19 protein-coding genes and 2 pseudogenes are annotated in these 21,724 nt (G+C 49.0%); 14 read left to right on the forward strand and 7 right to left on the reverse strand.

Features of this window, described 5'->3' with window-relative positions:
- The first annotated feature begins 60 nt into the window (after positions 1-60).
- From tssH to KCG54_RS04970, 4 genes are all read left to right on the forward strand, one after another.
- Entirely contained in the window at positions 61-2,877 is a 2,817-nt protein-coding gene (tssH, locus tag KCG54_RS04955) for a type VI secretion system ATPase TssH (RefSeq protein ID WP_254324100.1), read from the forward strand.
- A 141-nt stretch (positions 2,878-3,018) separates the two neighbouring features.
- Positions 3,019-3,432: a transcriptional regulator gene (locus KCG54_RS04960; protein ID WP_254324832.1), complete on the forward strand. Its 414-nt coding sequence runs from the start codon at positions 3,019-3,021 to the stop codon at positions 3,430-3,432.
- 151 nt (positions 3,433-3,583) lie between these two features.
- Positions 3,584-5,020: an NAD-dependent succinate-semialdehyde dehydrogenase gene (locus tag KCG54_RS04965; protein WP_254324833.1), complete on the forward strand. Its 1,437-nt coding sequence runs from the start codon at positions 3,584-3,586 to the stop codon at positions 5,018-5,020.
- A 340-nt stretch (positions 5,021-5,360) separates the two neighbouring features.
- A complete protein-coding gene (locus tag KCG54_RS04970; RefSeq protein ID WP_254324834.1) occupies positions 5,361-5,633 on the forward strand; it encodes a hypothetical protein in 273 nt (90 codons plus the stop codon).
- Between the two features lie 75 nt (positions 5,634-5,708).
- Here the strand turns inward: KCG54_RS04970 and KCG54_RS04975 are convergent, their stop codons facing one another.
- Both KCG54_RS04975 and KCG54_RS04980 read right to left on the reverse strand, forming a co-directional pair.
- Positions 5,709-6,695, reverse strand: a complete 987-nt coding sequence (locus KCG54_RS04975; protein WP_254324835.1) for a malate dehydrogenase — start codon at positions 6,693-6,695, stop codon at positions 5,709-5,711.
- 121 nt (positions 6,696-6,816) lie between these two features.
- On the reverse strand, positions 6,817-7,791 hold the full coding sequence (locus tag KCG54_RS04980) for a PhoH family protein (protein WP_254324836.1): 975 nt from the start codon (positions 7,789-7,791) through the stop codon (positions 6,817-6,819).
- A 102-nt stretch (positions 7,792-7,893) separates the two neighbouring features.
- On the opposite strand from KCG54_RS04980, the gene KCG54_RS04985 reads away from it, so the two are divergent.
- The 3 genes from KCG54_RS04985 (at position 7,894) to rlmB (ending at position 9,721) form a co-directional block, all read left to right on the forward strand.
- Positions 7,894-8,604, forward strand: coding sequence for an AzlC family ABC transporter permease (locus KCG54_RS04985; RefSeq protein ID WP_107791874.1), 711 nt, complete (start codon positions 7,894-7,896; stop codon positions 8,602-8,604).
- Positions 8,601-8,909, forward strand: coding sequence for an AzlD family protein (locus KCG54_RS04990; protein ID WP_003680717.1), 309 nt, complete (start codon positions 8,601-8,603; stop codon positions 8,907-8,909). The genes KCG54_RS04985 and KCG54_RS04990 overlap by 4 nt, the downstream gene beginning before the upstream one ends.
- Before the next feature lie 62 nt (positions 8,910-8,971).
- A complete protein-coding gene (gene rlmB, locus KCG54_RS04995; RefSeq protein WP_254324837.1) occupies positions 8,972-9,721 on the forward strand; it encodes a 23S rRNA (guanosine(2251)-2'-O)-methyltransferase RlmB in 750 nt (249 codons plus the stop codon).
- A 372-nt stretch (positions 9,722-10,093) separates the two neighbouring features.
- On the opposite strand, the gene KCG54_RS05000 is transcribed toward rlmB, so the two are convergent.
- Positions 10,094-11,047 carry an L-lactate dehydrogenase gene (locus KCG54_RS05000; RefSeq protein ID WP_254324838.1) on the reverse strand — a complete coding sequence of 318 codons (954 nt, stop codon included), beginning with the start codon at positions 11,045-11,047 and terminating at the stop codon, positions 10,094-10,096.
- Between the two features lie 461 nt (positions 11,048-11,508).
- On the opposite strand from KCG54_RS05000, the gene KCG54_RS05005 reads away from it, so the two are divergent.
- The 4 genes and pseudogenes from KCG54_RS05005 to KCG54_RS05020 all read left to right on the forward strand — a co-directional run.
- The gene (locus KCG54_RS05005; RefSeq protein WP_219088520.1) at positions 11,509-12,774 is read left to right on the forward strand and encodes an AAA family ATPase; all 1,266 of its coding nucleotides are present in this window, start codon (positions 11,509-11,511) and stop codon (positions 12,772-12,774) included.
- Positions 12,768-13,340: a DUF4276 family protein gene (locus KCG54_RS05010; RefSeq protein ID WP_219088522.1), complete on the forward strand. Its 573-nt coding sequence runs from the start codon at positions 12,768-12,770 to the stop codon at positions 13,338-13,340. Before KCG54_RS05005 ends, KCG54_RS05010 begins: the two co-directional genes overlap by 7 nt.
- Before the next feature lie 352 nt (positions 13,341-13,692).
- Positions 13,693-14,699: pseudogene (locus KCG54_RS05015) on the forward strand (IS5 family transposase).
- A gap of 251 nt (positions 14,700-14,950) precedes the next feature.
- Positions 14,951-15,025 (forward strand): annotated as a pseudogene (locus KCG54_RS05020) (dioxygenase); the annotation flags it as partial.
- An 81-nt stretch (positions 15,026-15,106) separates the two neighbouring features.
- Here KCG54_RS05020 and KCG54_RS05025 read toward each other — a convergent pair.
- Together KCG54_RS05025 and pdxH are read right to left on the reverse strand one after the other, a co-directional pair.
- Positions 15,107-16,165, reverse strand: coding sequence for a pseudouridine synthase (locus KCG54_RS05025; RefSeq protein WP_254324839.1), 1,059 nt, complete (start codon positions 16,163-16,165; stop codon positions 15,107-15,109).
- Between the two features lie 159 nt (positions 16,166-16,324).
- On the reverse strand, positions 16,325-16,957 hold the full coding sequence (gene pdxH / locus KCG54_RS05030; protein WP_039864003.1) for a pyridoxamine 5'-phosphate oxidase: 633 nt from the start codon (positions 16,955-16,957) through the stop codon (positions 16,325-16,327).
- Positions 16,958-17,068: 111 nt separating this feature from the next.
- Between pdxH and dut the strand changes: the two genes are divergently transcribed.
- From dut to guaA, 3 genes are all read left to right on the forward strand, one after another.
- The gene (dut, locus tag KCG54_RS05035) at positions 17,069-17,521 is read left to right on the forward strand and encodes a dUTP diphosphatase (protein WP_003680707.1); all 453 of its coding nucleotides are present in this window, start codon (positions 17,069-17,071) and stop codon (positions 17,519-17,521) included.
- Between the two features lie 185 nt (positions 17,522-17,706).
- The gene (locus KCG54_RS05040) at positions 17,707-18,033 is read left to right on the forward strand and encodes a hypothetical protein (protein WP_039862324.1); all 327 of its coding nucleotides are present in this window, start codon (positions 17,707-17,709) and stop codon (positions 18,031-18,033) included.
- 148 nt (positions 18,034-18,181) lie between these two features.
- Positions 18,182-19,747, forward strand: coding sequence for a glutamine-hydrolyzing GMP synthase (gene guaA / locus KCG54_RS05045; RefSeq protein WP_070461856.1), 1,566 nt, complete (start codon positions 18,182-18,184; stop codon positions 19,745-19,747).
- Between the two features lie 70 nt (positions 19,748-19,817).
- Here the strand turns inward: guaA and gloB are convergent, their stop codons facing one another.
- Both gloB and KCG54_RS05055 read right to left on the reverse strand, forming a co-directional pair.
- Positions 19,818-20,567, reverse strand: a complete 750-nt coding sequence (gene gloB / locus KCG54_RS05050; RefSeq protein ID WP_254324840.1) for a hydroxyacylglutathione hydrolase — start codon at positions 20,565-20,567, stop codon at positions 19,818-19,820.
- Between the two features lie 23 nt (positions 20,568-20,590).
- A complete protein-coding gene (locus tag KCG54_RS05055) occupies positions 20,591-21,676 on the reverse strand; it encodes a hypothetical protein (protein ID WP_254324841.1) in 1,086 nt (361 codons plus the stop codon).
- Between the last annotated feature and the right edge of the window lie 48 nt (positions 21,677-21,724).

Genomic DNA, 21,724 nt, shown 5'->3' on the forward strand with positions numbered 1-21,724 from the left:
AAGTGCTGCCTGATAAAGGTAGCACTTTTTTATAACACATTTTTACATCAGGGATATCAAATGTCTGCACATGATCAAGCCTTATTATTACGTCGTCTGAATACGCATTGCCAACAGGCAATGGAAGCCGCCGCCGGTTTATGTCAAACACGGGGTCATGCCGAAATTACGGTTGACCATTTGTTTATCAAGCTATTGGAATTAGGGGATGGCGATGTCGGCGCCTTATTGAGACGTTACGAAATAGATTCGGAAAACATCTGGAACCCTTTGCTGGACACGATGGATAAACTGCCGCGCAATGTCCGCGGTAATCCTTCACTGTCCAAATCACTGGTCAGCCTATTGTCAGACGCATGGCTACTGGCAAGTGACGAAGGCGCATCGGAAATCCGTTCCGCTTATCTGTATCAGGCATTGTTGAAATCCCCTTACCGTCTGATGACGCAGGATGCATGGCCGCTGTTGAGTCTGACGGAAACCCAAATAGGCCGTCTGAAAACATGGTTGGATGAAGTCTCAATCGAAGGCACCAACAATACGTTTGCCCAAACTTCTGCCGAAGAAGGCCAGGAAGGCACTCAGGCCGAATCCAAACCACAACCGGTTAAAGCAACCGGACAAAACGATGCATTGGCGCGCTTTACCGTCAACCTGACTGAAAAAGCAGCCCAAGGCGGCATCGACCCCGTATTTGGCCGCGAAACAGAAATCCGCCAAATGATGGATATTTTATCGCGCCGCCGTAAAAACAATCCGATTTTGGTCGGCGAGCCGGGTGTCGGCAAAACCGCACTGGTAGAAGGCCTGGCCTTGAAAATCGCCTCAGGCGAAGTGCCTAAAATATTAGAAAACACACAGGTATTGGTCTTGGATTTAGGCCTGCTGCAGGCAGGTGCGGGCGTCAAAGGCGAATTTGAACAACGCCTGCGTAACGTGATTGAAGCCGTTCAAAATTCCGAAGAGCCTATCTTATTGTTCATTGACGAAGCGCATACCTTAATCGGCGCTGGCAACAGCGCCGGTGGCGCAGATGCCGCCAACCTCTTAAAACCGGCCTTGGCACGAGGCGAATTGCGCACCATTGCCGCCACAACCTGGAGCGAATACAAACAATATTTTGAAAAAGATGCCGCATTGGAGCGCCGTTTCCAAATGGTCAAAGTAGAAGAGCCCGATGACGAATCAGCCTTTACCATGCTGCGCGGCTTGAAACAGCGTTATGCCGCCTACCATAAAGTCCATATTCAGGATTCCGCAGTCATCGCAGCCGTGCAACTCTCCAGAAAATACATTACTGGCCGCCAACTGCCCGACAAAGCCGTAGACTTGTTGGATACAGCCGCCGCCCGCGTCCGCATGAGCTTGGATACCGTTCCCCATATCTTCGGCTTGATGGAGGCACAGGCCTCCTCGCTGCAACGGGAATTGGAAGCATTGGATGCCGACAAACAACTGGGCCGTCTGAACGCGTCGCAAGAAGAAAACATCCGACAAGTCGAGCAGGAAATTGCCCAGCTGAACGAACAACGCGAAGAAATGAACCGCCGCTATCAGGAAGAAAAACAATTGGCGGACGAAATCCAATCCTTAATGGAAGCCGCCAAAAATACAGAATTGACTTCCGAAGAGCGGGAAGCCGCACAACAAAGCCTGACCGAGAAACAGCAACAGCTGGATGCCGTCGTCGCAGGCAAACCGCTGATTTTTACCAGCGTCGATGAAACCGTGATTGCCGACATTATCGCCGACTGGACAGGCGTGCCCGCAGGCAGCGTACTCAAAGACGAACTGGCCAACCTGCTGCAGCTCGAAAGCCTGCTTGAGCAACGCGTAGTCGGACAAAGCGAAGCCATCCATGCGATTGCGCAAAGTTTAAGGGCCGCCAAAGCCGGCCTGAAAACCAACGACTCCCCGTTGGGCGTATTCCTGTTGAGCGGCCCATCCGGTGTCGGCAAAACAGAAACCGCTCTAGCATTGGCAGACGCACTCTTCGGCGGCGAAAAATCACTGATTACCATCAACCTGTCCGAATACCGCGAAGCACACACCGTTTCCCAACTTAAAGGCTCGCCTCCGGGTTATGTCGGCTACGGCGAAGGCGGCGTATTGACCGAAGCCGTACGTCAAAAACCATACAGCGTCGTATTGCTGGACGAAGTCGAAAAGGCCCACAAAGACATCCTCAACCTCTTCTACCAAGTCTTCGACAAAGGCATGATGCGTGACGGCGAAGGCCGGGAAATCGACTTCAAAAACACCGTTATCCTGATGACTTCGAACTTGGGGGCAAACGAACTGACCCAGTTGCTGAAACCGCAAGAGCCAGAAGAGGCAGAAGAAGCCGCAGCAGAAAACCAAGAAGCAAACGAACAAGAACAGATCGCCGATACCGAAGTAGAACTTTCTGCACAAATGCCGGAAACTCCGTCTGAGCACACCGAAGTTTCAGACGGCCCTGCCGAAGCCGAAGAAGCACCCGAATACAGCTTGGAAGAACTGGCGGAAGCCATCCGTCCGATACTGACAGACCACTTCCAGGCCGCATTGTTGGCGCGTATGCAGGTCGTTCCTTACCGTCCGTTGGAAAAAGAAGCATTGGCTCAAATCGTCAGATTGAAGTTGGATAAAATAGCAGACCGGCTGTATGAAGCCCATCAAACGCGCCTCAGCTACAGTGAGGACTTTGCAGCGCTGCTGGCCGATTCCTGTACGACCGGCGACAGTGGTGCGCGCAACATTGACCACCTGCTGAACCGTCAGGTGATGCCGGCGATAGCCCAAAGCTTTTTACAATGGCAGCAGACGGCGGGTCATATGCCGGAGCGAGCGAGCTTGGAGGTTGGAGAAGAAGGTATAGACGTCTTGTTTGAGTAAGGCGGATTAAAGGCCGTCTGGAGGGGAAGTCAACAAGATTGATTACCTTTCAGACGGCCTTTTTTCCATTTATTTTATCTGCTCTAGATAATTAGATGGAATTTGGCTGTCTATAGAAAGCTTTGTTATGGAAGAGATGATATGAAATTTGATAAATTTGTTGGATATATAATTTTTTTATTACTATGTATATTGTCTTTTTTTATTCTTAAGCAAAATTTCTATATTACAGATTATATTGTATATGGAGATATGTATAAGCTGTCCGAACTTCAGGGTGAGATAGAGGGAAGTGAAATCGTCGTTAAGTTATTTTTTATTTTAAATAATATTTCTATTTTGCTTTTTTTGCTTAATAGAAAAATACTTGGCACAATCGTCTTTGCTTTAATTGGTATATTTGTCTATCATTTAGTAGAATTGGATCTGTTTTTTATCATTGTCTTCAGTACAATAAAAGCAGGTAATTATGGATTAATCATTATATTTGCTCTATATGCGTTACTTCTGTTAATCAATATATATTCTTATCTTCGCTCACCTAAATTGAGATAAGTGTGTAGATTAGATAAAACCGAATAAAAAAGGCCGTCTGAAAGATATTCAGATGGCCTTTGCTGTTGGTTTATTTTTCTATTTAGTTGCACTTTGATGGTATGAATATGATAATGAACGTATATCCTCGGTTTTAGAAAGGTCGTTTCTCATGAAAGATTTTGCCCGTTTACTCAATCATCCTGATATTTCCTTTTCTTCGATCCCAGATGCCATTAAAGTTGATAACCCTGCAACAGGTGAGGCTTTGGCGTTTGTCCGTAAGACTGATTCAGACGGCCTGAAGCTTTTGATTCAAAAAGCTGAAGCGGCACAAAAATTATGGGCGGCAAAAACCGCGTTGGAACGCGCAGATGTGTTGTGGCGTTGGTATTTCTTAATTAAGGAAAACAAAGAAGAACTGGCGCGTATCATGACGATGGAGCAGGGCAAAAGCCTGACTGAGGCGCGTGGTGAAATTGATTATGCGGCTTCGTTTGTGCGCTGGTTTGCGGAAGAGGCGCGGCGGATTGACGGCGATGTGCTGACAAGTGTGAAAGCGTCGCAAAAACTGGTTGTACTGAAACAGCCTGTCGGCGTTACCGCTGCGATTACGCCGTGGAATTTCCCGTCCGCGATGATTGCGCGCAAGGCTGCGCCGGCTTTGGCTGTTGGTTGCGCGATGATAGTTAAACCAGCATCGCTCACGCCTTTGAGTGCGTATGCATTGGTCGTTTTGGCTTATGAAGCCGGCGTGCCGCAGGATTTGTTGCCTGTTGTCAGCGGTAGTGCTTCGGAAATCAGCCATGAATTTGCTACAAACCCGACCGTGCGCAAAATCAGCTTTACCGGCTCAACCGAAGTCGGCACGAAAATTTTTGCCGACAGCGCGGCGGACATTAAAAAACTCAGCTTGGAACTGGGCGGCAATGCGCCGTTTATCGTGTTTGACGATGCCGATTTGGACAAAGCAGTCGAAGGTGCGCTGGCCAGCAAGTTCCGCAACAGCGGTCAGACCTGCGTCTGCACCAACCGCGTTTACGCTCAATCAGGTATTTACGACGAATTTTGCCACAAATTAAGTGAAAAAGTGGCAGCGCTCAAATTGGGCAACGGCTTGGAAGATGGAGTAAACCAAGGGCCGTTGATTGAGGAAAAAGCGGTAGAAAAAGTCGAGCAGCACATCGCCGACGCATTGGCTAAAGGCGCAAGTTGCCTGACCGGCGGCAAACGCAGCGCATTGGGCGGAACGTTTTTTGAGCCGACCGTTTTAAGCGGCGTTACGGCGCAAATGGCGGTGGCGTGCGAAGAAACCTTCGGGCCTTTGTGTCCAGTGTTCCGTTTTGAAACCGAAGCCGAAGTCATCGAGGCTGCGAACAATACGGAATACGGTTTGGCAGCTTACCTTTTCACCTCCGACACCGCCCGTCAGTGGCGTGTCGGCGAAGCCTTGGAATACGGCATGGTCGGTATCAATACGGGCTTAATCAGTAATGAAGTGGCACCGTTTGGCGGTGTGAAACGCAGCGGTTTGGGACGTGAAGGTAGCAAATATGGTGCGGATGAGTATTTGGAACTGAAATATTTGTGCATTGATGTAGCGGAATAAGGCTGCACCGTAAAGGCCGTCTGATAGTTGGTTTTCAGACGGCCTTTTTCAAACGCAGTAAAGTTACTTGTTATTTTTGTTTGATATTATTAGAACGAGCTTTATAAAAAAGCAAAACCATAAGAAACAAAGTTGCAAAAGTTTTGTCACATGTATATAAAATTATGTTGATAATTTTTTTATGTTTTTAATCTTGCAAGGTGCTTATTTTGAGTTTCTAGCAGTGGTTTTTCTTTGAGTGATGGCAGCGGGAATTCTGGTACCTATATCGGCGGCAATACAACAGTGAGCAAGGCAGGATTGTTTTCTTTGCTCACACAGTGTAGCTCATATCGATAGCATGGGAACTTTATCCAGGCTGCAATTTTGTGGTGTGGCTTTTATAAAAATGGTGATGGGAATGTTGAAGAAATTTTTAATCCTGTTTTGCGTAGCTTTCATCGGCGCATGCAGTTCCTTTGATGGAGACGGCTTGACAAATAGCTCATATTCTCAAGGGAAACGGCTTGATCCGAATTGTGATCATTATGCTGTCAGCGGTAGTGGCGGCGGTTGTACACCGGCAGGTCAATGGCATCTTAAAGATAAGCAAGGACAAAGAGTTCCATTCTAGCTTTTAAAAATGATTGTAGAACGGGCATTTAATTATTTAGGCCGTCTGAAATTTGGTTTTCAGACGGCCTCTGTTTTAGAGTAGATCCTGGATGGCTGAACGTTCTTCTTCCAATTCGGCCAGTGTGGCGGCGATACGTTTTTGGCTGAATTCATCTGACAAGTCCAAGCCTTGGACGATGCGGTAGCTGCCTTCGTCACAAATGACGGGGAAGCCGAAAATCAAACCTTCGGGAATGCCGTAAGAGCCGTCGGATGGAACGCCCATGGTTATCCATTTGCCGCTGCTGCCGAGTAACCAGTCGCGCAGGTGGTAGATGGCGGCATTGGCGGCGGAGGCAGCGGATGATGAGCCGCGTGCGGCGATAATGGCGGCACCGCGTCCGGCGATTTTCGGCATGAAGACTTCGGTGTTCCAGTCAGGTTCGGTAATCATGTCTTGGACGGACTCGCCATTGCTGGTGGCGTAGCGGTAGTCGGCGTACATGGTCGGGCTGTGGTTGCCCCAGACGCACATTTGCTCGATGGAAGTAATCGGGCGGTTGATTTTTTCGGCAATTTGACTGACAGCGCGGTGGTGGTCGAGACGCATCAGGGCGGTGAAATTTTCCGGCGGGATGTCGGGTGCGGATTTCATGGCGATGTAGGCATTGGTATTGGCCGGATTGCCGACGACGAGGACTTTAACGTTGCGATGGGCAACTTTGTTCAACGCCGCGCCTTGTACTTTGAAAATTTCGCCATTGGCGTGCAACAAGTCGGCACGCTCCATGCCTTGCGTGCGCGGGCGCGCTCCAATCAAGAGGGCGATGTTGGCATCTTTGAAGGCGACTTCTGGGTCGTCTGTGGCGAAGATGTCGGCAAGGAGCGGGAAGGCGCAATCCTGCATTTCCATAATCACGCCGCGCAATGCCTGTTGTGCCTGCGGCAGGTCGAGCAGCTGCAGGATAACGGGTTGGTCGCGTCCGAGCATGATGCCGCCGGCAATGCGGAACAGAGTGGCGTAGGCGATTTGGCCTGCCGCGCCGGTAACGGCGATTCGGACGGGTGGCTTGAGGGACATATTTTTCCTTTTGAAGTCTTTGTTTTACTTGATTTTCGGATTATAGCAGTATTATAGGGAGAATGATGTAGAAAGGCCGTCTGAAATTTGATTTTCAGACGGCCTTGAGTGTTTGAAAAGATTATTCGCCGCTTTTCTTTTCGGCTTGCTCTTCCGCTGCTTCATAGGCTTCGACGATTTTCTGCACCAAAGGATGGCGGACAACGTCTTCGCTGGTGAAGGTGTGGAAATACAGGCCTTCTACATCGCGCAGTTTTTCTCGTGCATCTTTCAAGCCGGATTTGATGTTGCGCGGCAGGTCGATTTGGCTGATGTCGCCGGTAATGACTGCTTTGGCACCAAAGCCGATACGGGTCAGGAACATTTTCATTTGTTCGGGCGTGGTGTTTTGCGCTTCGTCCAAGATGACATACGCGCCATTTAAGGTGCGGCCGCGCATGTAGGCGAGCGGCGCAATTTCAATCAAACCTTTTTCCATCAGTTTGGTTACGCGGTCGAAACCCATCAAATCATACAGTGCATCGTAAAGCGGTCGCAGGTAGGGATCGACTTTTTGTGCCAAATCACCCGGCAGGAAGCCTAATTTTTCGCCTGCTTCGACTGCGGGGCGCACCAACACGATGCGTTCGATTTGGTGTTTTTCCATGGCATCGACTGCGGCGGCAACGGCAAGATAGGTTTTGCCTGTACCGGCCGGGCCTAAGCCGAACACGACATCGTGGTTGAGCAAGGCGCGGATATAGCCGTTTTGGCGCGGGGTGCGGCCGCCGATGCTGCCGCGTTTGGTGCGGAAATAGTATTGTTGGTCGTGGTGTTTTTCTTCGTGTTTTTCATCTGCTGTTTTTGCTTCAACGGCCGCGAGGCTGATGGCGTTGTCGTCCAAGTCGCCTTTTTTTGCGGCTTCGGCAAGCGACAGCAAGGCGCGACGGCCGGCGTGTGCCAGTTCGCCCATGAAGGTGAAATGTTCGAAGCGGCGGCTGATTTGGATATCAAGGGCTTTGCCTAAGGCTTCGAGATTGCTGTCGAGCGCGCCGCACAGGCGTTGCAACACGGTATTGTCAATTTCTTCAAACTGTAGATGGACGGTGTGGGTCATATCGGTTTCCGTAAATAAATCTAATTTTTCCGTATTATACCCTTGTTCAGACGGCCTGCTTTATAATACGTCGCTTCTTTTTAATAAACCGTTTCAATCAAAATGAATCAGACTGCTTCTCCTCAATCGGAATTTCTGCGCGGTATCAAAGAATGTTCCCCCATGCTGATCGGCTTGTTGCCGTGGGCGCTGATTTTGGGCATGCAGGGTGGGCAGAAAGGCATGAGTTGGCTGGAAATGCTGCTGATGACGGGCATGAACTTTGCCGGAGGTTCGGAATTTGCCGCAGTCAATTTGTGGGCAAATCCTTTGCCGATTATGCTGATTGCAACAGTTACGTTTATGATCAATTCGCGCCATATCCTGATGGGGGCGGCGATTGCGCCGTATATGAGGGATATGCCGCTGAAAAAGGCAATGCCCGCGCTGTTTTTTATGTGTGATGAAAGCTGGGCAATGGCGTTTGCTGAAATTCAAAAGCGTAAGGCGGCAGGTTTGCCTGCTTTCAATATGCCGTTTTATGCCGGCGTGTGTTTTATTTTGTATGTAACTTGGATTGGTTTTGCGGCATTTGGCGCGGCAGTCGGCCCGATGTTCGGCGATGTGGCGGCTTGGGGCTTCGGCATGGCGTTTCCTGCGGTGTTTTTGGTGTTGCTGCGCGGGATGTGGAAGAGCTTTGCGGCTTCACGCCCTTGGTTTGTCAGCCTGATTGTGGCGTGCGCAACCTATTTGACCGTGGATGGCGCATGGTATGTTCCGGCCGGAACGTTGTCGGGCTTGTTGGCGGCGTATGTGTGGGGAGAGCAAAAATGAAGGATTTGTTGTCGCTGCAATCGTTTTTGCTGTTTTTAAGTATGTTGGCCGTTACCTATTCAACCCGATTAATCGGCTTTTTTGCATTGCGCAACCGTACGTTGAGCCGTCGCGCGCAAGTGGTTATGGAGGCCGCGCCGGGCTGTGTGTTGATTTCCGTGATTGCGCCTTATTTTGTGTCGGACAAACCGCATGAGCTGATTGCCATTGCTTTGACGGTATTGGCGGCCAGCCGGTTTTCGATGTTGGTGACGGTATTAATCGGCGTTGGCACTTCGGGCATACTCGGTTATTTGATGAAATAAAAAATTTTCAGACGGCCTTACTTGTTATAATGGCCGTCTGAATTTTTTGATAAAGCAAAAACATGGCAAACCAACGACTCATCTATGGCTTTCACGCCGTCAATGCCCGTTTGTGGCAAAACCCGAAATCGATTACCGAACTCTATATCCAAGAGGGCAAATCCGATGCGCGCACCCGCGATGTATTGGATAAAGCGGCCTCTGAAAACGTACGCGTGCATTTTGCTGATGCCGACCGCCTGAATGCCATCAGCAAAGGGGCGCGTCATCAGGGCGTGGTCGGGTTTATCGATGCTTCCAAAAACCATGTTCACTTAGAAGATGTATTGGAAAACCTGAGCGAACCTCCGTTTTTGCTGGTATTGGACGGCATTACCGATCCGCACAACCTCGGCGCGTGCCTGCGTACTGCCGATGCGATGGGCGTGCATGCCGTAATTGCGCCTAAAGACAAAAGCGCCGGCTTGAATGCGACTGTCAGCAAAGTTGCCTGTGGCGCGGCGGAAACCGTGCCGTATATTACCGTAACCAATCTTGCCCGTACTTTGCGTGAATTAAAAGAGTACGGCATTTGGATTGTCGGCACAGACATGGGTGGCGACTCCGACCTTTACCACTACGACTTGCCCGACAGCGTGGCTTGGGTAATGGGCAACGAAGGCGAGGGTATGCGCCGCCTGACGCGCGAGCATTGCGATATGCTGGTATCGATTCCGATGTTTGGCACGGTAGAAAGCATGAACGTTTCCGTCAGCGCAGGCATGGTATTGAGCGAAACCCGCCGTCAACGGGTGTTGAAAGCAGAGAAATAACGCTTAGGTTTGTGAACAGAAAACGTCGTCTGAAAACCGGAAATTTGGTTTTCAGACGACGTTTGTTATAGGCGGATTAGCACCGTCATTCCCGCGCAGGCGGGAATCCATCGTAAAACTTGAGAAACCCTTATTTGAAAAACAGTTTCCGAATTTCAAAAATAGATTCCCGCCGTAGCCTGTCCTCGCGTAGGCGGGGGCGGGAATGACGACAACCGGTAAATTGCGTAACGAGAATAAAGTAACTTAGATATAGGTATTTTTTATTTGAATTTAGACTATTGACGGTTTAACTTCCTCCTACATAGCAAACGTCGTCTGAAAACCAGATTTCCAGTTTTCAGACGACGTTTTATTCAGAGGCTATTCTATTTATCCGACCATTTCATCGACTTTGCGTTGATAGCTTTTCAACAGCTCCGCCGAGCGGGCAAAGCGTTCGGCTTCATCGTCGGAAAGTTGCAGGTCAATGATGCGTACCGCACCTTGGCGGTTGACGACGGTCGGTACGCCGATATACACACCGTTTTGTCCGAACTCGCCTTCTAGCAAGGTGGAAACGGGCAATACGACGCCTTGATTGTGCAGGATGGCGTTGGAGATGCGGCTTAAGCCCATGCCGATGCCGTGGCTGGTCGAGCCTTTGGCGGCGATGACTTCGTAGGCGGCATTGCGCACGTTGTTATAGATTTTGTCCATACGCGCCTGCCCGTCTTCCGATTGTTCCAGCATCTTCTGAACCGACATACCGGCGATGTTGGCGGTGCTCCAAAGCGCAATGATGCTGTCGCCGTGTTCGCCGATCATCATGGCATCGACGCTCCAAGGCGCGACGTCGAACTCGTTGCCCAAGCAAACGCGGAAACGGGCGGAGTCAAGGATGGTGCCCGAGCCGATAACGCGCTCTTTGGGCAGGCCTGAGAAGCGCAGAACGGCATAAGACAGTACGTCCACAGGATTGGAGGCAACCAAGAAGATACCGTCAAAGCCGGAAGCCATGACTTTCGAAACGATGTCGTGGAAGATGCGCAGGTTTTTGTTGATTAAGTCCAAACGGGTTTCGCCGGGTGCCTGCGCCGCGCCCGCGCAAATACACACGATGTCTGCATCCGAACAATCATCGTAATCGCCGACGTAAATGCGTGCAGGCGAAGCGGCATAAGGCATTCCGTGGCGGAAGTCGCGCGCCTCGCCTTCAGCACGCGTGCGGTTGATGTCGATTAAAACCATATCGTCGCACAAGGCTTGGTTGAGCATGGAATAGGCGTAGCTGACACCGACCGCACCCAAGCCCACAACGACTACTTTGTTACCAACTTTTTTCATGTTTATTCCTGTTTGTTTGTGAATAGGAATTATTAATAACACTTGGACGGGGTGGCGTCAAATTTCAGACGACCTCTACCCGCAGCACATCCACAATCAACTTAAACACATTCGAATGCCCGCGGCAGCTGGGGGAATAGAGGTAAAGCGGATCGTAAGTAATGGCGTATTCGGGGAAGAGCTCGACCAGTTGTCCCGAATGGAGTGCATCTGCCAAGCTCATACTGTGCTATCCACGCGATGCCGAGGTCGTCTGAAAAGAGTTTCGGAAAAATTTTTATACCAATATTTTAAAAACGGCGTTCTAGCAAAGTTGATACTTATCTGAGAATTCATGTAAGAATAATGTTTTTTAAAACAATAGTATAGCTTGATTTTTGCACAAGAAAAAGGTTGCCATCCTATGAAATGCTCTGTATGCTTTCAAACACGTTTTGTTGATAAATTCAAGAGAATTAAAAATGAAAATTAACTATTTGGAAATTAAAGGATTTAAAAGTATCCAAAATGTAGAGCTAAAAGATGTTTCTCCTTTTATGGTTTTAGCGGGGGCAAACGGTACGGGTAAAAGCAATTTTGTCGATGCCTTGGCATTTTTATCAAAAGTGATTGATATGGGAGTGAGCAAGGCAGTATCTGAGTTTGGTGGTGTGAAAAACTTAATTGATCCAAAACAGAAAAATGAGATTATCAGCTATCGAATAAATGCAGAGATTGAAGAACAAGTATATGAATATGAAATAGATATTCTTCTAAGTAAATCATCGTTACTCCCCTCATTGCCTACAGTGCCTGTATCGGTGAAACATGAATATTTGAAAATTTTTAAAAATGGAAAAACTATTTTTGACAGTAGTGAGGAAGCTCGAAAATTAGAATTAAAGAAAAAAGAAGGAAATGAAAATAAGTTTGTAGAATATCTATCCTCAATTTTATTAGGGATAACTGGTGGAACTGTTTTGGGGGCATTAAAAAATAGTGATGAAATGAGTAAGGAAATCGTTAAAGGTGCAATGACGGGTATTATTCTTAAATTTTTAAGTGATAATAAAAATTCATTAGATACCAGCATATTGTACCAAAATAATTCATTTAATTTACTTAAAGATGTAAAGATATTTCGTATAGATCCTTTTAAAATCAAAGATCTTCGCAATAATGCCAATAACCCTGAAAAGCTGAATACAGACGGTAGCAATATTGCTGCAGTGTTAGAACATCTTGAGGATAACGACGAATTACGCGAGCAAATCATTGAATGGATGGGTGTGATTGTCCCCGAAATGCAGCAACTCTCTGTTCAAACGCAAAAAATTGATGACTCAAAAGGGTTATTTTTCGAGGAAGACAGCGGTAATCGTTTCCCCGCCCATATGGTTTCGGACGGCACAATTTATGCCTTATGTTTGTTGGTTGCCGTTTTAACGCGTGTAAAACAGCCCGGCATTACCATCATTGAAGAACCTGAGCGTGGCTTACATCCGAAAGCTATCAGTGAACTGATCGGCTTTATACGTGAATATGTAAGCCCTCACCATCCAATTATTCTGACAACTCATAGTGAATCGGTAGTGCGTAGCTTGGAATTGGAAGAGTTGTATTTTGTCAGTAAATCTCAAGGCAAAACCCAAATTAAAGATGTTCGGAAGTCCGGTGTCGATAAAAACAAAATTCCGTTAGATACGGCTTGGCTGACCAATCTGCTGGGAGGAGGATTGCCATGGTAAAAGTCGGATTTATTGTTGAAGGGTCATGCGAAAAGATTATTATCGAATCAGAGGCATTCAAGACCTTTTTACACAGGAATGATTTTGAATTGATTGAACCTGTTGTTGATGCCAATGGCGCAGGTAATTTATTGCCTCATAATATTGAGCCCTTTATTGGTGTTTTGGAAGCAAATGGAGCAGAAAGACTGTATATTTTGACGGATTCGGACGGACTCCCTGTTGAAGGTGTTAAGGAAAGAATCAGCCACGCGAAAATTACTGCCTATTTTATTGCGGTTAAAGCGATAGAAGCATGGTTTCTAGCAGATACTCAAGCCATGAAAAAATTTTTAGAAATTGAAGATTTTGAGGGAGAACAGTTTCCGGAAGAGACGCCCGAATTGCCTTGGGACAGAATCAGCAAAATTGTCAAAGAAACCGGTTCTGCCAGAGGACCGGGAAACAAAGTTGGCTTTGCTAAGAAGATGATTAAATATTGGGAATTTTCAATCGAAAATGCTGCCACGCATCCAAACTGTCCGAGTGCAAAATGTGTTGTTGCACATTTTCAATCTAATAGATAAAAATCGTCTGAACGTATAGTTTAAAGATGGCCAATAATATTGCTCTACCATCTCTATATTGAAAATTTTTCTAATCTTTCTAAGATAAAAAGGTCGTCTGAAAACCAAGTTTATTTTTCAGACGACATTTTTTTATAATTTGCTATTAAAAAATAATATTCTGGCGTTGAGTTATCAGTCATAGAATTAAGTGCTTCTAGGCAGATTTACTAGATTGACTTAGGTATTGCTATTGAAATCCGAATCTTCGGACCTCTTTTTAACTTTGCAGCAAGCCAAAGAATATCCCGAGACCTTTGCAAAATTCCCCAAAATCCCCTAAATTCCCACTAAGACATTTAGGGGATTTTCCATGAGCACCTTCTTCCAGCAAACCGCCCAAGCCATGATTGCCAAACACATCGACCGTTTCCCACTATTGAAGTTGGATCAGGTGATTGATTGGCAACCGATCGAACAATACCTGAATCGTCAAAAAACCCGTTACCTTCGAGACCACCGCGGCCGTCCCGCCTATCCCTGTTGTCCATGTTCAAAGCCGTCCTGCTCGGCCAATGGCACAGCCTCTCCGATCCCGAACTCGAACACAGCCTCATCACCCGCATCGATTTCAACCTGTTTTGCCGTTTTGACGAACTGAGCATCCCCGATTACAGCACCTTATGCCGCTACCGCAACTGGCTGGCGCAAGACGACACCCTGTCCGAATTGCTGGAACTGATTAACCGCCAACTGACCGAAAAAAACCTAAAAATAGAGAAAGCATCCGCCGCCGTCATTGACGCCACCATTATTCAGACCGCCGGCAGCAAACAGCGTCAGGCCATAGAAGTCGATGAAGAAGGACAAGTCAGCGGACAAACCACACCGAGTAAAGACAGCGATGCCCGCTGGACAAAGAAAAACGGTTTATACAGAATCGGTTACAAACAACATACCCGCACCGATGAGGAAGGCTATATCGAGAAACTGCACATTACCCCCGCCAATGCCCATGAGTGCAAACACCTGTTGCCTTTGTTGGAAGGACTGCCCAAAGGTACGACCGTCTATGCCGATAAAGGCTATGACAGTGAGGAAAACCGGCAACATCTGGAAGAGCATCGGCTGCAGGACGGCATTATGCGCAAAGCCCACCGTAACCATCCGCTGTCGGAAACGCAAACCAAACGTAACCGATATTTATCGAAGACCCGTTATGTGGTCGAACAAAGCTTTGGTACGCTGCACCGTAAATTCCGCTATGCGCGGGCAGCCTATTTTGGTTTGATTAAAGTGAATGCACAAAGCCATCTGAAGGCGATGTGTCTGAACCTTTTGAAAGCCGCCAACAGGCTAAGTGCGCCTGTTGCCGCCTAAAAGGCGGCCGGATGCCTGATTAATCAGGTATCCAAGGAGGATTAAGAGGGTATTTGAGTAGAATCAGTGGATATTTGAAACAAAAACAGCCGAAAACCTGTGTTTGGATTTCGGCTGTCGGAAAGAAAGGAATTTTGCAAAGGTCTCATCCCATTATTTCCTATTTGGAAAATATGCTGTTCGTAAATTGAGATTTATTGCTTAATCATTTATCCGTACAATCCGCCTCATCAAATATTAAGGAGGCAGTGATGAAAAAAATGCCTGTATTGTTTGTCGGGCATGGTAGCCCGATGAATGTGTTGGATAAGGAAAATCCTTTCAATACCCACTATTTTTATGACTTGGGCAAGATTTTGTCGGGCTGAGACGATTTTGCAAAAGTCTCAGCCCCGATTTATCTTACATTAACTTTTCTTCCGGCGACGTTCGCCAGGCAGCAGCATATCTGCCCATTTGATGATGTTGGCGACTTCTGCCGGATTGAGTTCGTAGAACTGGCCGCGTTTGAGGCGGTTTGGCAGGCCGATAGGGCCGAAGCCTACGCGGACGAGGCGGCTGACGGTCAGGCCTTGGCTTTCAAAAATGCGGCGTACTTCTCGGTTGCGGCCTTCTTTGATGACGACGTTGTACCATTTGTTTGCGCCTTCGCCGCCTTGTTCGTAGATGCGTTCTACTTTAGCCAAACCGTCTTCGAGCATGACGCCTTCTTCGGTCAGGACGCGCATTTGTTCGGTGGTCAACTCGCCCAATACGCGCACGGCGTATTCGCGTTCGACTTCAAAGCTGGGGTGGGCAAAGCGTTGAACGAGTTCGCCTGAAGTGGTTAGGATCAAAAGGCCGCTGGTATTGATGTCCAAACGGCCGATGGCCACCCAGCGGCTGCTGGCTGCTTGCGGCAGGCGGTCGAAAATGCTGATGCGGCCTTGCGGGTCGTCGCGGGAAACGATTTCACCTTCTTGTTTGTAGTAGAGGATGATGCGCGGCAGGCGGTCTGCCCATTTGAGTTTGATGATGCTGCCTTTGACGGTAACATGATCTTCGGGCGTAACTTTTTCGCCCAGTTGCGCTACGCGGCCATTGACCGTTACCCAGCCGTTGCTGATCCATTCTTCCATTTCGCGACGTGAGCCGACGCCGGAGGCAGCCAGGACTTTTTGCAGGCGCTCGGGTTCAAAGCGTGAAAGGTCGCTGCGGCGTTCTTTCAAATCTCGGGCGTGCTCCATGATTTTTTGGTTGGGATTGCGGACAACCAGTTTTTTGGCTTTGGCGGCACGTTGTTTAGGCGCGGTATTTTGAGCTTTAGGGCCGTCTGAAACTTTTTGGCCGTAAGGTTTGCCTGATGTTTTGCGTTTGTCGTCTGGACGTTTTTTATTGACAAAGGATTTGGCCGGTTTGGAAGGTTTTTTGGCGGTAGACGATACGCCGTCGCGCCATTGGCGTTTGCTGGAAGGCTGTTTGGACATAATTTTTCCTAACTCGCTTGAAAAAGCGGTTCTTCTGCGGCGGTTGCGGCAGGGGTTGGATTGGGGGAAAAGGCCGTCTGAAAATCAAATTCAGACGGCCTGCCGATGAAAGGCTGTATTGTAACTCAACCAGTAAATTTTTGTTTGAAAATCCGAAAATTATGGCGAAAGGCGTTCGCGTATCCAGTTGCCGTCAATCAGACGGTATTGGATGCGGTCGTGCAGGCGGCTGGGGCGGCCTTGCCAGAATTCGATGCGGTCGGGAATAACGAGGTATCCGCCCCAATGCGGCGGACGGGGAACATGCAGGGGGTGTTTGACACCGACGGCCGCGGCTTTGGCCACCAATACGGCTTTGCTGGAAATCACTTCGCTTTGATCGCTTGCCCATGCGCCGATACGGCTGGTGTAGGGGCGGCTTTCAAAATATTCGTCCGAAGCGGCGGCGTCGAGTTTTTCAATGCGTCCTTCAACGCGCACTTGGCGCTCGAGTTCCGGCCAGAAAAAAGTCATAGCGGCAAAGGGATGTGCCGTATAGGAACGTCCTTTGCGGCTGTGGTAATTGGTAAAGAAAACAAAGCCTTTGGGGTTGACTTCTTTCAGCAGTACCATACGGCTGTTGGGCCTGCCGTCTTCGCCCACGGCGGCAACGTTGACCGCTGTCGGCTCGTTGACTTCGGCGTGAATCGCTTCGTTCAGCCATTGCTCGAATTGGACAATCGGGTCGGCGTGGCATTCGGCTTCCGACAGCTCGCGTTTGCTGTAATCTTCGCGGATATTGTGCAGATCCATGATTTTTCTCCTTAGGTCTGACTGAATCATACTCCGTTTTTTCAGACGGCCTCAAGGGCATTTGTGTATAATCGTAGCCCTTTCCAATATAGAACAATACGGAGTCCCGTCATGCAAACCGAAGTCGAACTGAAAATCTTAAATCCGAAAATGGCCGATTCCCTGCCTGCTTATGCAACGCCCGGTTCTGCCGGTTTGGACTTGCGTGCCTGCTTGGATGAAGCTGTTGTATTGCAGCCGGGCGATGTGTATCTCGTGCCGACCGGTTTGGCGGTGCATTTGGCCAACCCTGCGTATGCAGCCGTTTTGTTGCCGCGTTCCGGCTTGGGTCATAAACACGGTATTGTTTTGGGCAATTTGGTCGGTTTGATTGACTCGGATTATCAAGGCGAATTGAAGGTTTCTCTGTGGAACCGTGGTAAAGAAGCGTTTACCATCGAGCCGATGGAACGAATCGCGCAAATGGTGATTGTGCCGGTTGTCCAAGCTGCGTTTAAGGTTGTGGACGAGTTTGCTGCCAGCGAGCGCGGTGAAGGCGGATTCGGCAGTACCGGCAAAGCCTGATGTTTTAAAAGGCCGTCTGTAACAGGATAAATTGAAATATTCGATTTCGGTTTGCCGCTGTTCAGACGGCCTTTTGTTGTGCCAACCTTTGCATAATTACACACAAGATTGCATTTTTATATCTTGCCTGCATGGCCGGCGCACCCAATAATACAGGCCGTCTGAAACCTTTACGGAGCGTTGTTATGTCCCGCCCCTCACTTTTTCTGCCTTTGTTTTTGATTATCTTTGGTGCGATTTGGTTTTTGCGTGCTACGGATATTTTGCCTGCGACATCGACCATGATTGCCGGCGCATTAATTATTTTGGGCTTTGCCGTGTTGATTATGGACGGCATCAACAAACAGTCCATTGTTTCCGGCCCGATGCTGGTTTATATCGGCACAGCCATTTATCTGCACATGAGCTACTGGATTTACCTCTCGCCGCTGCTGGCCATCGGCATGGTCGTGTTGGGTTGCCTGCTGTTGCTCTCGCGCAGCGATATGATTCCTGAGAAACACACAAAATAGAAAGATGAGAGATTTGGGTTTTGCCCTATAAAGGCCATCTGAACAATGGTATAATCCGCCGTTTCAGACGGCCTTTTTTATTGTGGTTTAAATTTGAAATTTACCCTCACGGCCGCACCGTTTTCTTACATTTTGCAAAGTTTCCGCCATGACCCAAGACAAAATCCTTATTCTCGACTTCGGCTCGCAAGTTACCCAGCTGATCGCCCGCCGCGTGCGCGAAGCCCACGTTTACTGCGAACTGCATTCTTTCGACATGCCTTTGGAAGAAATCAAAGCTTTCAACCCGAAAGGCATTATCCTCTCCGGCGGTCCTAATTCCGTTTACGAATCCGATTATCAAGCCGATACCGGTATTTTTGATTTGGGCATTCCGGTTTTGGGCATCTGCTACGGCATGCAGTTTATGGCGCACCACTTGGGCGGTGAAGTTACCCCGGGCAACCAACGCGAATTCGGTTATGCGCAAGTTAAAACCATCGACAGCGAGCTGACACGCGGCATTCAAGACGATGCGCCTAATACGCTCGACGTATGGATGAGCCATGGCGATAAAGTGTCCAAACTGCCTACCGGCTTCTCTGTCATCGGCGATACGCCGTCTTGCCCGATTGCCATGATGGAAAACGCTGAGAAACAATTCTACGGCATCCAATTCCACCCTGAAGTGACCCACACCAAACAAGGCCGCGCGCTGTTGAACCGCTTTGTCTTGGATATTTGCGGTGCACAACCAAGCTGGACCATGCCGAACTACATCGAAGAAGCCGTTGCCAAAATCCGCGAACAAGTCGGTAGCGACGAAGTGATTTTAGGTTTGTCCGGCGGCGTGGACTCTTCCGTAGCCGCTGCGCTGATTCACCGCGCCATCGGCGACCAACTGACCTGCGTGTTTGTTGACCACGGTTTGTTGCGTTTGAACGAAGGCAAAATGGTGATGGACATGTTTGCCCGCAACTTGGGCGTACGCGTGATTCATGTTGATGCAGAAGAGCAGTTTTTGGCGAAACTTGCCGGCGTGACCGATCCGGAGAAAAAACGCAAAATCATCGGTGCGGAATTTATCGAAGTCTTTGACGCTGAAGAGAAAAAACTCACCAACGCCAAATGGTTGGCGCAAGGTACGATTTACCCTGACGTAATCGAATCCGCAGGCGCAAAAACCAAAAAAGCCCACGCCATCAAATCCCACCATAACGTCGGCGGCCTGCCTGAAAACATGAAGCTCAAATTGCTTGAACCATTGCGCGACTTGTTCAAAGACGAAGTGCGCGAATTGGGCGTGGCTTTGGGTCTGCCCCGTGAAATGGTGTACCGTCATCCGTTCCCGGGCCCGGGTTTGGGCGTGCGTATCTTGGGCGAAGTGAAAAAAGAATACGCCGACTTGCTACGTCAAGCGGACGATATTTTTATTCAAGAATTGCGCAATACTACCGATGAAAACGGCACATCTTGGTACGACCTAACCAGCCAAGCCTTTGCCGTATTCCTGCCTGTGAAATCCGTCGGCGTAATGGGCGACGGACGTACTTACGATTACGTCGTAGCCTTGCGTGCCGTGATTACCAGCGACTTTATGACTGCCCACTGGGCTGAGCTGCCATACTCGCTGCTTGGCCGCGTGTCCAACCGCATCATCAACGAAGTCAAAGGCATCAACCGCGTGGTTTATGATGTCAGCGGCAAACCGCCTGCCACGATTGAATGGGAATAATCCCTAAATAATAAAGGCCGTCTGAACAGATATTGTTCAGACGGCCTTATTCTTTAGGAACTAAGCCCAATTAAAATTGATTTTTCAATTCACGCAAAGCAGCGAAGACTTCGAGTTCGCTGTTTAATTTTCGTCCGCTCAATTCTTCGGCGCGTGCCTGAACTTGGGGTAGGTGTACGCGGAAAAACGGATTGACTTTGCGTTCGTGTGCCAGGCTGACAGGCAGTGTCGGCGTGTGTTCGGCTGAGGCCAAGGCCGTCTGAATGTCGGCGTTGTCCGGCTCGATATGCTGGGCAAAGCGCAGGTTGGAGGCGGTGTATTCGTGCGCCGGATAAAACAGCGTTTCTTCGGGCAGTTGGTTGAATCGGTGGAAGCTGTCGTAAAGCTGCTCGATTGTGCCGGTAAATACGCGGCCGCAACCGGCGGAGAACAAGGTATCGCCGCAGAAAACGTGCAGGCCGTCTGAATTTTCCAACAGATAGCTGATGTGCCGGTCGGTATGGCCGGGGGTTGCCCAAACGGTAACCAAACCTTCGCCAAACGGGAACTGCGTACCTGCGGTGACGGTATGCGTCGCCACGTCGATGTCGCTTTCGCCATATATTGGGGATTCTAAAAAGCCGTGGAACAGGCTTTTGGCGCCGCCGGTATGGTCGGGGTGCGGATGGGTAATCCATGTTTGTGCCAGCATCAGGCGGTTGTGGACGAGGAATTTCAAAACGGGTGTGGCATCGGACGGATCGACGCAGGCGGCATGGTTGCCTTCTTGAATCATCCAGATGTAGTTGTCGTTTAGGGCTTTAATTGGCGTGATTTTCATATGCTTTCTTCTGGTTTGGGGTTTCAGACGGCCTCTAAATAATCTTTGATATCCGGGCTTTGGCCGAACACGGCTTCATGGGCTTGCTGGATGCACAGTCGGTTGAACAGCAATCTTTGGGTTTGGTCGCCGTCGATAATCCGCACTTGGCCTTGCAGTTTGGGCGCGTCGTGATGAAAGGTATTCTTAAACGCGTGCCAACGGTCGGTTTGCAGATGGACGATGGCAAACATATCGTGCGAAATATTAACGCCGACGCTAAATAGCTTGGCCGAGGCTTGCAGGCAGAAACTGCTGTCGCCAAACAGGCACAGCCCCGTATTTTCCGGATAGCGGAACAATTCGATTTTCACGGCTTCGGGTTCGGCAAAGATGTTGCAAAACAGTCGTTCAAACAACGACGGTTGCGCCACGCCTTCGCTCAACATACCGTAAAGCCCACCCAGCCAATCGACATAGCCGAGAAAGGTGAAACGGTAGTCCTGCATAATGGCTTCGATGCGCGTTGGGTCGCGTTTGCTGATTAAGCGGACAAATTCAAAACCGACTTCCGGCAGCCGCGCCCGAAGCGTTTGATGCAGGCGGTGGGCAAACAGGTTTTTATGGTTGTGCGGATTGCGCAGAATGCCGAGGAATTTTAGCCGCAATATCCGCCAAAAGGCATCCGGTACTTTGACGGTATCAGCATTTGCCGTAGGTGTTTTCAGACGGCCTGCAGGTAAGGTGCGCAGGTGGTTGCAGGCCTCTTCATAGCCGCTTTCATGACGGTTGAACCAGCTTTCCAGATTATATTGGTTGGCGGAGTCTTCGACAAAGGTTAGTGTATAGAGATTTTTCGCCGCCAAGTTACCGATGATGTTGACGCTTATCGCTTCACTGCGGTTTTGTTCTTTGCCGCGGGCTTTTTCGCCAGTATGGAAAATTGACAGCGGCAAGCGGTAAACTTTTTGGTTTTGCGGGCTGACTTGCGGATTATGCGCATGTTGCCGCTGCTCGGTTTGGGCGATGAAGTGGTGTTCCTTCGTCGGATTCGCGGTCAACAGGGCGTAAGGCTTTTCTCCGCATTCGGAAAATTCGCAATCGCTGAGGATAAAGGCTTGTCGAGTCATAATGTCGGGAAAGGCCGTCTGAATATGTCGATTATAGCTGATGGGGAG

The organism is Neisseria subflava (assembly GCF_024205705.1).
GTDB lineage: Bacteria > Pseudomonadota > Gammaproteobacteria > Burkholderiales > Neisseriaceae > Neisseria > Neisseria subflava_D.